The following is a 13,821-nucleotide window of genomic DNA, read 5'->3' as shown; positions in this document are numbered from 1 at the left end:
TGAAGCAAAAAAGCGCGTAATGCGCTGGCCTTCATTTAACCAGCCGCTATATAATTTATTATATAGCGGCTAAGGAGGTCAGATGAATAATCATTTTGGGAAAGGGTTAATGGCTGGGTTGCACGCGCCATATGCATATAGCGCGCATCATGCGGTGAATTTCTGTTCTGAGTATAAACGTGGCTTTGTATTGGGTTTTACACACCGTATGTTCGAAAAGACCGGCGATCGTCAACTTAGCGCGTGGGAGGCCGGAATTCTGACGCGTCGCTATGGTCTGGATAAAGAAATGGTGATGGATTTCTTTAAAGAGAATCATTCCGGGATGGCGGTTCGCTTCTTTATGGCCGGTTATCGACTCGAAGGTTGATCCAACAGGGGTATTATCTTGCTTTAATTAATTACACTATCGCCTCTTCCCTTCGTTTTACTGTTCCGTCGAAGTATTATGGCGCACATAACCATAAAAAAAGTGTGGTAAATGGCGTACCGATCGCAATAACTTCTTCGCGAACAGTGCAAAATAAAAGCCAGGTCTTCGTAACGGAATAACTATAAAATGACTGGAGATAATACTCTCATCACTTCTCACGGCATTAACCGTCGTGATTTCATGAAGCTTTGTGCAGCACTGGCCGCTACTATGGGGCTCAGTAGCAAAGCCGCCGCAGAAATGGCAGAATCGGTATCCAATCCACAGCGTCCGCCCGTTATCTGGATTGGCGCTCAGGAGTGTACCGGTTGTACCGAATCACTGCTTCGTGCTACACACCCAACCGTTGAAAACCTCGTTCTGGAGACCATCTCTCTGGAATACCACGAGGTACTTTCCGCCGCATTCGGTCACCAGGTCGAAGAAAACAAACATAACGCTCTGGAGAAGTATAAAGGGCAATATGTTCTGGTGGTGGATGGTTCTATCCCACTAAAAGATAACGGTATCTACTGCATGGTTGCCGGCGAGCCGATCGTGGATCACATCCGCAAAGCCGCCGACGGCGCAGCTGCGATTATCGCTATCGGTTCCTGCTCGGCATGGGGCGGCGTTGCTGCGGCTGGCGTAAACCCAACCGGCGCTGTCAGTCTGCAGGAAGTCTTACCGGGCAAAACGGTTATCAATATTCCAGGTTGTCCGCCAAACCCGCATAACTTCCTGGCGACCGTCGCGCATATCATCACTTACGGCACGCCGCCGAAGCTGGATGCGAAAAATCGTCCAACCTTTGCCTATGGCCGTCTGATTCATGAGCATTGCGAACGTCGTCCACACTTCGACGCAGGCCGTTTTGCCAAAGAATTTGGCGACGAAGGCCACCGTCAGGGCTGGTGTCTCTACCATCTTGGCTGTAAAGGGCCGGAAACCTGGGGCAACTGTTCTACGTTACAGTTCTGCGACGTTGGCGGCGTTTGGCCAGTGGCGATCGGTCATCCTTGCTATGGCTGTAACGAAGAAGGTATCGGCTTCCATAAGGGCATTCACCAGCTTGCTCATGTCGAAAACCAAACTCCGCGTTCAGAGAAACCTGACGTCAATATGAAAGAAGGCGGCAATATCTCTGCGGGCGCTGTCGGTCTGCTTGGCGGCGTAGTCGGTCTGGTTGCCGGCGTCAGCGTGATGGCGGTACGTGAACTGGGGCGTCAGCAAAAGAAAGATAACGCTGACTCACGGGGAGAATAACCGTGAACAGACGTGACTTTATTAAAGCAGCCTCCGGTGGAGCATTGCTGTTGGGCGCCGCGCCGTCTGTCAGCCATGCGGCTGCAGAAAACCGTCCGCCAATTCCAGGTTCGCTGGGCATGCTGTATGACTCCACTCTGTGCGTGGGCTGTCAGGCCTGCGTCACAAAGTGTCAGGATATCAACTTCCCGGCGCGTAACCCGGAAGGGGAGCAGACCTGGTCGAACAACGACAAGCTGTCGCCGTATACCAATAACATTATCCAGGTATGGCGTAGCGGCACGGGCGTGAACAAAGATCAGGAAGAGAACGGCTATGCCTACATCAAGAAACAGTGTATGCACTGCGTTGATCCTAACTGCGTTTCCGTTTGTCCGGTGTCGGCGCTGAAAAAAGATCCGAAAACCGGCATCGTCCACTATGACAAAGATGTCTGCACCGGCTGCCGTTACTGTATGGTTGCCTGCCCGTACAACGTACCTAAGTACGACTACAACAACCCGTTTGGCGCGCTTCACAAGTGTGAGCTGTGTAACCAGAAAGGCGTTGAGCGTCTGGATAAAGGCGGTTTGCCTGGGTGTGTGGAAGTTTGTCCGGCAGGGGCCGTCATTTTCGGTACTCGTGAAGAGCTGATGGCGGAAGCGAAAAAACGTCTGGCCCTCAAACCAGGCAGTGAATATCACTATCCGCGCCAGACGTTGAAAACGGACGACACCTATCTACATACGGTGCCTAAATACTACCCACACCTCTACGGTGAAAAAGAGGGCGGTGGTACTCAGGTGCTGGTGTTGACAGGCGTTCCTTATGAAGATCTGGATCTGCCGAAGCTGGATGACCTTTCAACCGGAGCGCGCTCCGAGCATGTTCAACACACGCTTTATAAAGGCATGATACTACCCCTGGCTGCGCTGGCGGGCTTAACCGTGCTGGTTCGTCGTAATAGCAAAAACGACCATCACGATGGAGGAGACGATCATGAGTCATGATCCAAAACCGCTGGGCGGAAAAATCATCAGTAAACCGGTCATTATTTTTGGACCGTTAATCGTCCTGTGTATGCTCCTTATCGTGAAGCGTCTGGTCTTCGGGTTGGGCTCCGTTTCCGACCTGAACGGCGGTTTCCCGTGGGGCGTCTGGATTGCCTTTGACCTGTTGATCGGCACCGGCTTTGCCTGCGGCGGTTGGGCGTTGGCATGGGCGGTGTATGTCTTTAACCGTGGGCAATACCATCCGTTGGTGCGCCCGGCGTTGCTGGCAAGCTTGTTTGGTTACTCGCTGGGCGGCCTGTCGATCACTATCGACGTCGGTCGTTACTGGAACCTGCCGTACTTCTACATTCCAGGTCACTTCAACGTGAACTCGGTACTGTTTGAGACGGCGGTCTGTATGACCATCTACATCGGCGTGATGGCGCTGGAGTTTGCGCCTGCCCTGTTTGAACGTCTGGGCTGGAAAGTGTCGCTCAAGCGTCTGAATAAGGTGATGTTCTTTATTATCGCGCTGGGCGCGCTGCTGCCGACGATGCACCAGTCCTCAATGGGGTCATTGATGATCTCGGCGGGCTATAAAGTACATCCGCTATGGCAAAGCTATGAAATGCTGCCGCTGTTCTCGGTTCTGACCGCGTTTATCATGGGCTTCTCCATTGTCATATTTGAGGGTTCGCTGGTTCAGGCAGGCCTGAAAGGAAACGGTCCGGATGAGAAAAATTTGTTTGTTAAGCTGACGAATACCATCAGCGTGCTGCTGGCGATTTTCGTCGTCCTGCGCTTTGGCGAACTGATTTATCGCGACAAGCTGTCCTATGCGTTTGCCGGCGATTTTTACTCCGCTATGTTCTGGATTGAAGTCGTCCTGATGGTCTTCCCGTTAGTGGTGCTGCGTGTGGCGAAACTGCGTAATGACTCTCGTATGCTGTACCTGTCGGCGCTGAGCGCGCTGTTGGGCTGCGCGACGTGGCGTCTGACCTATTCGCTGGTGGCATTCAACCCGGGTGGCGGCTACCACTACTTCCCAACCTGGGAAGAATTGTTGATTTCTATTGGTTTTGTGGCCATTGAGATTTGTGCATACATCGTACTCATTCGTCTACTGCCGATACTTCCTCCTTTAAAACAAAACGATCATAATCGTCATGAGGCGAGCAAAGCATGAGCCAGAGAATTACTATTGATCCGGTAACCCGTATTGAGGGTCATTTACGCATTGACTGCGAAATTGAGAACGGCGTCGTATCCAAAGCATGGGCGTCCGGCACCATGTGGCGCGGTATGGAAGAGATCGTGAAGAACCGCGATCCGCGCGATGCGTGGATGATTGTGCAACGTATTTGCGGCGTTTGTACGACAACTCACGCGATCTCCTCCGTTCGTGCGGCGGAAAGCGCGCTGAATATTGATGTTCCCGTCAACGCGCAGTATATCCGTAATATTATTCTGGCGGCGCATACCACCCATGACCACATTGTCCATTTCTACCAGCTCTCTGCGCTGGACTGGGTGGACATTACCTCTGCGCTGAAAGCCGATCCGGAAAAAGCCTCCGCGATGCTGGATGGCGTGTCGAGCTGGCACCTGAACAGCGCGCAAGAGTTCACGAAAGTTCAGAACAAGATCAAGGATCTTGTCGCCAGCGGTCAGCTAGGTATTTTCGCCAATGGCTACTGGGGGCACCCGGCAATGCAGTTACCGCCGGAGGTCAACCTGATTGCGGTCGCCCACTATCTGCAGGCGCTGGAATGTCAGCGTGACGCTAACCGCGTGGTGGCGTTGCTGGGCGGTAAATCGCCGCATATCCAGAACCTGGCGGTCGGTGGGGTGGCGAACCCGATCAATCTCGACAGCATCGGTACGTTGAACCTTGAACGCCTGATGTACATCAAATCGTTTATCGATAAGCTGAGCGATTTTGTCGAGCAGGTGTATAAAGTGGATACCGCAGTCATCGCGGCCTACTATCCGGAATGGCTGGAGCGCGGCAAAGGCGCGGTGAACTACCTGAGCGCGCCAGAATTCCCGACCGACGGTAAAAACGGCAGTTTCCTGTTCCCGGGCGGTTACATTACCAATGCCGATCTGTCGACATACCGTCCGATCACCTCTCACTCCGACGAGTTCCTGATTAAAGGTATTCAGGAGAGCGCGAAGCACGCCTGGTATAAAGATGAAGCGCCGCAGGCACCGTGGGAAGGCACCACGATTCCGGCTTACGACGGTTGGTCGGATGACGGTAAATACTCATGGGTCAAGTCGCCGACATTCTACGGCAAAACCGTCGAAGTCGGGCCGCTGGCGAACATGCTGTGTAAACTGGCTGCAGGTCGTGAATCCACCCAGACCAAGCTCAATGAAATCATTGCGCTTTATCAGAAGCTGACCGGCAAAACGCTGGAAATGGCGCAACTTCACTCTACGCTGGGTCGTATCATCGGGCGTACCGTTCACTGTTGTGAACTGCAAAACGTATTGCAGGATCAATACAACGCGCTGATTGTAAATATCGGCAAAGGCGATTACACCACGTTTGTGAAGCCGAACATTCCGGCGACGGGCGAGTTCAAAGGCGTGGGCTTCCTGGAGGCGCCGCGCGGTATGCTGTCTCACTGGATGGTGATTAAAGACGGTATTATCAGTAACTATCAGGCAGTGGTGCCATCGACCTGGAACTCAGGTCCGCGTAACTTCAACGATGACGTGGGGCCGTACGAACAGTCGCTGGTCGGTACGCCGATCGCCGATCCGGCGAAGCCGCTGGAAGTGGTACGTACCATCCACTCCTTCGACCCTTGCATGGCGTGCGCGGTACACGTGGTGGACGCCGATGGCAATGAAGTGGTCTCGGTGAAGGTTTTGTAATGCGGATATTAGTCTTAGGGGTCGGCAATATTTTGCTGACCGATGAAGCCATCGGGGTGCGTATTGTTGAAGCGTTAGAGCAACGATACACCCTGCCGGATTTCGTTGAGATTCTGGATGGCGGTACGGCGGGAATGGAACTTCTTGGCGATATGGCGAATCGGGATCATTTGATCATTGCCGACGCCATCGTGTCGAAAAAGAACGCGCCGGGAACCATTATGGTACTGCGCGACGATGAAGTTCCGGCGTTGTTCACCAACAAAATCTCCCCCCATCAGCTTGGACTGGCCGACGTATTGTCGGCCCTCCGCTTTACCGGCGAGTTTCCGAAGAAGTTGACCCTAGTCGGCGTTATTCCACAGTCGCTGGAACCGCACATCGGCTTAACGCCAACCGTCGAGGCGATGATTGAACCTGCGCTTGAGCAGGTTCTTGCTGCGCTGCGTGAATCCGGCGTCGAAGCAATTCCTAAGGAGACGGCGCATGTCTGAAACGTTTTCCGGATTCGACACGGCGCCCGTCGCCCGGGTTCAGGCGGCGTTTGAAGAGATAGCCCATCGTTCGATGCACGATCTTTCGTTTCTGCATCCGACTATGCCTGTGCATGTCTCTGATTTTACGTTGTTTGAAGGACAATGGACGGGCACGGTAATTACGCCGTGGATGTTAAGCGCATTAATCTTCCCTGGCCCGGACCAGATCTGGCCCGGGCGTACCGTCGGTGAAAAACTCGGTCTGCAACTGCCTTATGGCACGATGACCTTTACCGTTGGCGAACTGGAAGGCGTTTCGCAATATCTTGCCTGCTCGTTGATGTCGCCGCTTTCCCGTAGCCTGTCGCCGGAAGAGGGCGTCCGGCTGGCGGATGACTGCGCGCGGATGCTGTTATCCCTGCCGGTAAGCAATCCTGATGCGCCGCAGACAAGCCGGCGTGCGTTGCTGTTTGGCCGTCGGAGCTGTGAGAATGCATGAGCTGTCTCTTTGCCAAAGCGCCGTTGAAATTATTCAGCAGCAGGCAGAACAGCACGGCGTGGCGCGCGTCACCGGCGTATGGCTGGAGATAGGCGCGCTTTCGTGCGTTGAAGAGCGCGCGGTTCGTTTCAGCTTTGACATCGCCTGCCAGGGGACTTTAGCGCAAGGGTGCGAATTGCACATCGACTACAGACCGGCCCAGGCCTGGTGCTGGGATTGCAGTCAGGTGGTGGAAATTCTCAGGCATGACGCGCAATGTCCGCATTGTCATGGCGATCGCCTGCGGGTGGATACCGGCGATTCGTTGAAAGTAAAAAGTATTGAGGTCGAATAACCCGCATTTTATTCCAGGTGGTTAATTATGTGTATTGGCGTCCCCGGTCAGGTGCTGGCCGTCGGAGATGATATTCACCAGCTTGCGCAGGTGGAAGTGTGTGGCATCAAACGTGATGTCAATATTGCTCTGATTTGTGAAGGTAAGCCAGCCGATCTGATAGGGCAATGGGTATTGGTACACGTTGGTTTTGCGATGAGCATCATTGACGAAGACGAAGCGAAAGCCACGTTAGATGCGCTGCGCCGCATGGAGTACGACATCACCAGCGCGTGATCCCTTAATCACCTCTATTATATCGCTCTATAATCGTTGTATAATTATTTATATATCGATTATGGGGCGAAACCTATGAATAAATTTTTGCGCCAGCTCTCTCTGCTGGCGTTGCTTTTTTGCTGGCCGTTAATGTCACAGGCGGCGCGTACTTTTACCGATCAACTTGGCCGCCAGGTCACGGTTCCCGACACCGTCGACAGAGTGGTGGTGCTCCAGCATCAAACGCTCAATCTCCTTGTACAGATGAATGCCACTGACAAAATCGTTGGGGTCATGGCGAACTGGAAACAGCAATTAGGCGACGGCTATGCGCGTCTGGCGCCGGAACTGGCGCAAAAAGCCTCGCTGGGCGATCTAACGCACGTTGATCCTGAAAAACTGGTGGCGCTGCACCCGCAGGTGGTGTTTGTCACGAATTACGCTCCGCAGGAGATGATCGACAAGATCAGCCGTCTTGGCATTCCGGTGGTGGCGATTTCGCTGCGCCATGATGTTGTTGGCGAGCAGGCTAAAATGAACCCGACCCTGGCCGATGAAGAGCAGGCTTACAACCGCGGGCTGCGTGAAGGAATAACGCTGATTGGCGATATCGTCAATAAACCGCAGGAGGCGAAAGCGCTGATTGAGGCGATGGATAAAGGTCGCAAAATGGTCAGCGACCGTTTGCAGTCGGTTCCTGAAAATGAGCGGGTTCGCGCCTATATGGCGAATCCGGAGCTGACCACCTACGGTTCCGGTAAATATACCGGTCTGATGATGGCCCATGCGGGGGCGCTGAATGTAGCGGCATCCTCGGTGAAAGGCTTTAAGCAGGTGACAATGGAGCAGGTGATCGCCTGGGATCCACAGGTGATCTTTGTCCAGAATCGCTATCCGAAGGTCGTCAATGAGATCCTGCACAATCCCCAGTGGCAGGTCATTGACGCGGTGAAGCATCATCGGGTTTACCTGATGCCGGATTATGCCAAAGCCTGGGGATATCCGATGCCGGAGGCGGTGGGAATCGGCGAACTGTGGATGGCGAAAAAACTCTATCCGGAAAAATTCCACGATATTGACATGCAAAAGGCCGCTAACGACTGGTATCAACGTTTTTACCGTACTGACTATCAGGGCGTACAGTGATGCGAATACTGGCTGCGGGGAGCTTGCGTGTCGTCTGGCCGCAGCTAATGGCGGCGTTTCAGGCGGATGCGGTATGTGATTTCGGTCCGGCGGGGTTGTTACGTGAACGCATCGAAGCGGGCGAAGCGTGCGACTTTTTTGCTTCGGCGAACCTGGCGCATCCGCAGGCGCTGCTGGAAAGCGGGCGGGCGCTGTGGGTCGCGCCTTTTACGACGAACCGTTTGTGTCTGAGCGTGCGGGCGCAGGCGATGCGTGAAGGCGAGGACTGGCTGTCGCTGTTAACCCGGCGGGATCTGCGGATCGGCACCTCAACAGCAGGTTGCGATCCTTCCGGCGATTATACGCAACAGCTTTTTTCGCGGATGGGCAAGGAAGGCGAAGCGGTCCGAAAACGCGCGGTAGCGCTGGTTGGCGGCAGGCAGACTTTGCCGTTACCGGCGGGCCGGCTGGCGGCGGAATGGCTCATCAATCATGATTACACCGATATCTTTATCGGCTATGCCAGCTATGCTCCCAGGCTACGGCTGGTTAATTCGCTGCGAGTGGTTGATATCCCGGAACCTTATAATCCCGTGGCTGAATATGGCTTTGCCTGCCTGAGCGAGCAGGGAAAAACGCTTGCCGACTTTTTACTATCAGCACGGGCGAGGTCGATTCTCATGCAACATGGGTTTAGTGAAGCGCCGCATATGACACGCTCGCAGAACTGATAAGCGAAGCGTCAGCAGGAAATACCATGCCGGATGACGACATTACTACCCCATCCGGCATTATGGTTTAACTTTGACGTTTATCTTCGGTATGGTTTTCGAAGTCGCTGGCGTCATGGCGTTCGTGAAGCTGTTCGTTCAATGGGCCGTTGGTCCGGTTGACAATGCGCCCCCGCTTTACCGCCGGACGTTCGGCTACCTGTTTCGCCCAGCGTTGTACGTTTTGATAACTTCCGGCATCCAGAAACTCCGCTGCATCATAGACATTCCCCAGCACCACGTTGCCGAACCACGGCCAGATGGCCATATCGGCAATAGTGTACTCTTCTCCCGCGACATACGGGTGATGAGCTAACTGCTTATCCAGCACGTCCAGCAGACGCTTGGCTTCCATGGTGAAGCGATTAATGGCGTACTCAATTTTTACCGGCGCATAATGATAGAAATGACCGAAACCGCCACCGAGGAACGGCGCCGCGCCCTGTAGCCAGAACAACCAGTTAAGGGTTTCTGTGCGCTTAGCCAGATCCTGCGGCAGGAAATGGCCAAACTTATCCGCCAGATAAACAAGAATTGCGCCCGACTCAAAAACTCGAATCGGCGGGTTGTGTGAGTTATCGCGCAGCGCCGGGATTTTTGAGTTCGGATTGATGTCAACAAAGCCGCTGGAGAACTGATCGCCCTCGCCGATGCGAATCAACCAGGCGTCATATTCGGCGCCGGTCACGCCCAGCGCCAGGAGCTCTTCCAGCATAATGGTCACTTTCTGGCCGTTAGGCGTCCCCAGCGAATAAAGCTGTAACGGATGTTTGCCGACGGGCAGCGTTTTGTCGTGCGTCGGGCCGGAAACCGGGCGATTAATGTTAGCGAACGCGCCGCCGCCGGATTTATCCCACGTCCAGACTTTTGCGGGTTGATAAGTATTATCTGCCATATTGACCTGCCTTCACAGTGGTGGTGTTGAAGCAGTGTAGCAGCTTGCTAACCGGACATTTAACCGATTGGGACATTCCGGCGAGTGAAATTTTAACCTTCTGGCCTCAGTGTGCCTTATTGAGGTGTATGATTATGTCGACCTCTGTCCGGTTAGTGTCACAGAGCAGACAATCAGAGCGAAATTACGCCAGGCTGCTCAGGCGGTCTTGTTTTGAGGTAAGTGCATGAGCAAAGGAACCACCAGTCAGGATGCCCCCTTCGGGACATTATTGGGTTACGCCCCCGGCGGCGTAGCGATCTACTCTTCAGATTACAATTCCCTCGATCCGTGGGACGACGACGACGCAGCTTTTCGTAGCTACATCGACGATGAATACATGGGGCATAAATGGCAGTGCGTGGAATTTGCCCGCCGTTTTCTCTTTCTGAATTATGGCGTTGTTTTTACTGACGTCGGCATGGCCTGGGAAATCTTCTCGCTGCGTTTTCTGCGCGAGGTCGTGAATGACAATATTTTGCCTTTGCAGGCCTTCCCGAACGGTTCGCCGCGCGCGCCGGAGGCCGGGGCGCTGCTCATCTGGCAAAAGGGCGGCGAGTTTAACGAAACCGGGCACGTCGCGATTATCACCCAACTCCTGGATAACAAAATTCGTATTGCTGAGCAAAACGTTATCCACACGCCATTGCCGCCAGGGCAGCAGTGGACTCGCGAACTGGAAATGGTCGTAGAAAACGGGTGTTACACCCTGCGCGACACCTTTGATGACACGACGATTTTAGGCTGGATGATCCAGACCGACGACACGCAATACAGTTTGTCACAGCCTGACATCGCGAATCAGTCGCTGGCGATTCGCGGCGCAAGACTGCCAGAGAAAGGTCAGTTTGACGGTCAGTGGTTGGATGAGCGCGATCCGTTACAAAAAGCCTATGTACAGGCGAACGGACACGTTATCAATCAGGACCCGTACCAGTATTTTACCATCACCGAGAGCGCTGAACAGGAGCTTATCAAAGCGACCAATGAGTTGCATTTGATGTACCTGCACGCCACGGACAAAGTTTTAAAAGACGATAATCTGCTGGCGCTATTCGATATCCCCAAAATTCTTTGGCCGCGCCTGCGTCTCTCCTGGCAGCGCCGTCGTCACCATATGATCACCGGTCGTATGGATTTCTGCATGGATGAACGCGGGCTGAAAGTCTATGAATACAATGCCGATTCCGCATCATGCCATACCGAAGCGGGATTAATTCTCGAAAAATGGGCTGAGCAGGGCTATACCGGTAAAGGGCATAACCCGGCAGAGGGCTTAATTAACGAGCTGGCAGGCGCCTGGAAACACAGTAAAGCGCGTCCTTTCGTCCATATCATGCAGGATGATGATATCGAGGAGGACTATCACGCGCAGTTTATGCAGCAGGCGCTGCATCAGGCCGGCTTCGCGAGCAAAATTCTCCGCGGGCTGGGCGAGTTGCGCTGGGATGACGCCGGGCAGTTGATCGATGGCGACGGACGGCTGGTGAATTGTGTCTGGAAAACCTGGGCGTGGGAAACGGCGATGGAGCAGATACGCGAAGTCAGCGAGACGGAGTACGCCGCAGTGCCTATTCGTACCGGGCACCCGGAAAATGAAGTCCGGCTGATTGATGTATTACTGCGCCCGGAAGTGTTGGTGTTTGAACCGCTGTGGACGGTGATCCCGGGTAACAAAGCGATCCTGCCCATCCTGTGGTCGCTCTTCCCACATCATCGCTATTTGCTCGACACGGATTTTACCGTTAACGATGAGCTGGTGCAGACCGGCTATGCGGTAAAACCGATTGCCGGACGTTGCGGTAGTAATATTGATTTGGTGAGTCATCAGGAAGAACTCCTGGATAAAACCAGTGGCAAGTTCGCCACGCAGAAAAATATCTATCAGCAGTTGTGGTGCCTGCCGAAGGTCGCCGGGAAGTATATTCAGGTCTGTACGTTTACCGTGGGCGGTAACTACGGCGGTACGTGCCTGCGCGGCGATGATTCATTAGTCATTAAAAAAGAGAGCGATATTGAACCGTTAATCGTCATCAAAGCGTAACGGGGTCATTCTCGTCGGGATATCGGCGTGGGTGCCGATATCCCGCCTGTTGTGTTTACCAGCGAACGGCTGTCAGCCTGCCATTTACTGGTAACATATGAGAAATAATATCACAAATTATTCTTAACTTTTCTGACGCAGGCGGTGACGCTCGCCGCGTTGGCGCATCCGTTTCCTGATTTTCGTCTAATCGGTACTTTTTGCGGCTGGTTACGCCGCCCCTATCCCTTTGGATTTAGGTCATGCCTGTTTGGCTGGTAAACGGACAGCATAATATATTGACGAGTTTAAATGATATTGTTAGTCATATAAAAAGTTTACGTTAGGTTATTTTTCTATCGCAAAAGTTTGCGTTTAAACCCTGTCTGCAATCTTCGGGCCGAGATATAGATACACCTAAGTAAATGCAGTTAATTATTATTATCAGCCTTGTAAATGATATTTGCGTATAAAGCGGGGCGACTTCCATTGTGACTATTAATGGTGTTGTTGAATAGTTTACCTTGTAATTATTTAAGTTTGGTGGACGTTTTGTCTTATTCTGGTGAACGTATGGTTATGGCAGATGACATCCAATTTTTCATTATGTTAGCATGAGTTGATAATACTTTATCCAGGCATAGATCAGGATGTCCACATATAATAAGGAGAATGGTATATGTTTAAAAAAGTATTAGGCTTGCGCCACTGGAATAATAATGTTGTAAAAATACCGCCGCCAGCAGAATCTGGCGCTAATGCGTCTGACGTGGTGGTGGATACTCCTGAGCCTTATGAGCGGATATTGTGTCAAAAAATTCTGATGGGGATCTCGACGATCGATATCATTCGTAATGCCATCATTAAGTCCTGTGAGCAGCTCAACATTGAAAAAGAACGCATTAATGAACTTAACGAACAGAATGATAAAGCCAGAAGTTCATTAAAATCGCTCGTGGAATTTATCACCGAAATTGGCACGACTTCATCGGATATTGGCTGTCGTATGGGCGACTTAAATACCTCTTTAACGCAAATTAATGCGTGTATTAAAGAGATACAGAAGATCGCTAACCAGACCAATTTGATAGCGATTAACTCCGCGATCGAGGCCGCGCGCGTAGGGGATGCCGGGCGTGGTTTTAGCGTTATTTCGAAAGAGGTGAAAAACCTGTCCGAAGATGTTAAACACAGTTCGAAAAGCGTCAGTACGTTAACCTCTGTAATCAAAGATAATACGGCCAGAGTGAGTGAGGTGCTGGATAACCAACAGCCGGTTATTGATAATATTACGACTAACATAAATCAAATTGTGGAGTCTATTGGCATCGTCATCGATAAATCGCTGAGCATGAAATCGGTCATGCAGTACATCTCTACGGTGCAGTTTTTGAATATTGTCAAAGTTGACCATGTTATCTGGAAAATGGAAGTCTACAAATTACTCTTAAATAAAGACATAAACAGTAAAATAACGATGCACGATCAGTGTCGGCTGGGGAAATGGTACTATGGTTTCGAAGGGCAGCAGTTTAGCAATTACTACAGTTTCCGTAGTCTGGAAGCGCCGCATAAAGAGGTGCATACCGCTGGTCACTCTGCGCTGAACTATTTTGCCGCAGGCGATATGAATGCGATGTCGCAAGAACTTGACAGAATGGAGCGATCCAGTAATGAGGTGGTTAACCAGCTGGAAATGCTGGCTGTCGATTTGTTAAAAGAAACCACACTGTGAAGTCATGAGTTATTACCGTATAACCAACAGGAGCCATCATCAACAGGACTGATGTATCGCACTTTCTGCACTGGAGTTATTCCGGACAGAGAAAAGAAGCATGACGCAGAAGATGGCTGTGTTTGTTCACCC

Annotated in this window: 14 protein-coding genes; 13 read left to right on the top strand and 1 reads right to left on the bottom strand. The window is 52.2% G+C overall.

Annotation, left to right across the window (positions count from 1 at the left end; all coding sequences use genetic code 11):
- The first annotated feature begins 82 nt into the window (after positions 1 to 82).
- From J4614_RS14800 to J4614_RS14750, 11 genes are all read left to right on the top strand, one after another.
- Positions 83 to 370, top strand: coding sequence for a DUF2623 family protein (locus J4614_RS14800; RefSeq protein WP_001059119.1), 288 nt, complete (start codon positions 83 to 85; stop codon positions 368 to 370).
- Positions 371 to 559: 189 nt separating this feature from the next.
- Complete coding sequence (gene hybO / locus J4614_RS14795) at positions 560 to 1,678, top strand: hydrogenase 2 small subunit (protein ID WP_000145429.1); 1,119 nt, start codon at positions 560 to 562, stop codon at positions 1,676 to 1,678.
- Between the two features lie 2 nt (positions 1,679 to 1,680).
- Positions 1,681 to 2,667, top strand: a complete 987-nt coding sequence (gene hybA, locus J4614_RS14790) for a hydrogenase 2 operon protein HybA (protein WP_001081721.1) — start codon at positions 1,681 to 1,683, stop codon at positions 2,665 to 2,667.
- Entirely contained in the window at positions 2,657 to 3,835 is a 1,179-nt protein-coding gene (gene hybB, locus J4614_RS14785) for a Ni/Fe-hydrogenase cytochrome b subunit (RefSeq protein WP_000017678.1), read from the top strand. The genes hybA and hybB overlap by 11 nt, the downstream gene beginning before the upstream one ends.
- Entirely contained in the window at positions 3,832 to 5,535 is a 1,704-nt protein-coding gene (gene hybC / locus J4614_RS14780) for a hydrogenase 2 large subunit (RefSeq protein WP_000083045.1), read from the top strand. The genes hybB and hybC overlap by 4 nt, the downstream gene beginning before the upstream one ends.
- On the top strand, positions 5,535 to 6,029 hold the full coding sequence (locus tag J4614_RS14775; RefSeq protein ID WP_001221960.1) for a HyaD/HybD family hydrogenase maturation endopeptidase: 495 nt from the start codon (positions 5,535 to 5,537) through the stop codon (positions 6,027 to 6,029). The genes hybC and J4614_RS14775 overlap by 1 nt, the downstream gene beginning before the upstream one ends.
- Positions 6,022 to 6,510 carry a hydrogenase-2 assembly chaperone gene (gene hybE, locus J4614_RS14770; protein ID WP_000004951.1) on the top strand — a complete coding sequence of 163 codons (489 nt, stop codon included), beginning with the start codon at positions 6,022 to 6,024 and terminating at the stop codon, positions 6,508 to 6,510. The genes J4614_RS14775 and hybE overlap by 8 nt, the downstream gene beginning before the upstream one ends.
- Entirely contained in the window at positions 6,503 to 6,844 is a 342-nt protein-coding gene (gene hypA / locus J4614_RS14765; RefSeq protein ID WP_000544945.1) for a hydrogenase maturation nickel metallochaperone HypA, read from the top strand. Before hybE ends, hypA begins: the two co-directional genes overlap by 8 nt.
- A 27-nt stretch (positions 6,845 to 6,871) precedes the next feature.
- Entirely contained in the window at positions 6,872 to 7,120 is a 249-nt protein-coding gene (hybG, locus tag J4614_RS14760; protein WP_000334887.1) for a hydrogenase maturation factor HybG, read from the top strand.
- A 75-nt stretch (positions 7,121 to 7,195) separates the two neighbouring features.
- Complete coding sequence (locus J4614_RS14755; protein WP_001032015.1) at positions 7,196 to 8,248, top strand: ABC transporter substrate-binding protein; 1,053 nt, start codon at positions 7,196 to 7,198, stop codon at positions 8,246 to 8,248.
- On the top strand, positions 8,248 to 8,958 hold the full coding sequence (locus J4614_RS14750) for a molybdate ABC transporter substrate-binding protein (RefSeq protein WP_001543521.1): 711 nt from the start codon (positions 8,248 to 8,250) through the stop codon (positions 8,956 to 8,958). Before J4614_RS14755 ends, J4614_RS14750 begins: the two co-directional genes overlap by 1 nt.
- 67 nt (positions 8,959 to 9,025) lie before the next feature.
- On the opposite strand, the gene yghU is transcribed toward J4614_RS14750, so the two are convergent.
- Complete coding sequence (yghU, locus tag J4614_RS14745; RefSeq protein ID WP_000774852.1) at positions 9,026 to 9,892, bottom strand: glutathione-dependent disulfide-bond oxidoreductase; 867 nt, start codon at positions 9,890 to 9,892, stop codon at positions 9,026 to 9,028.
- A 226-nt stretch (positions 9,893 to 10,118) separates the two neighbouring features.
- Here yghU and gss point away from each other — a divergent pair, with 226 nt between their 5' ends.
- Entirely contained in the window at positions 10,119 to 11,975 is a 1,857-nt protein-coding gene (gene gss / locus J4614_RS14740) for a bifunctional glutathionylspermidine amidase/synthase (protein ID WP_000033690.1), read from the top strand.
- Positions 11,976 to 12,633: 658 nt separating this feature from the next.
- Positions 12,634 to 13,689: a methyl-accepting chemotaxis protein gene (locus J4614_RS14735; RefSeq protein ID WP_000475253.1), complete on the top strand. Its 1,056-nt coding sequence runs from the start codon at positions 12,634 to 12,636 to the stop codon at positions 13,687 to 13,689.
- Positions 13,690 to 13,821: the final 132 nt, after the last annotated feature.

Origin of the sequence: Salmonella sp. 32031103-2018-00083-FB-01-SM-01 (assembly GCF_017571995.1) — a bacterium.
Lineage (GTDB): Bacteria > Pseudomonadota > Gammaproteobacteria > Enterobacterales > Enterobacteriaceae > Salmonella > Salmonella enterica.
Note: the sequence above shows the minus strand (reverse complement) of the source record. Positions and strands in the feature narration are given on the sequence as shown.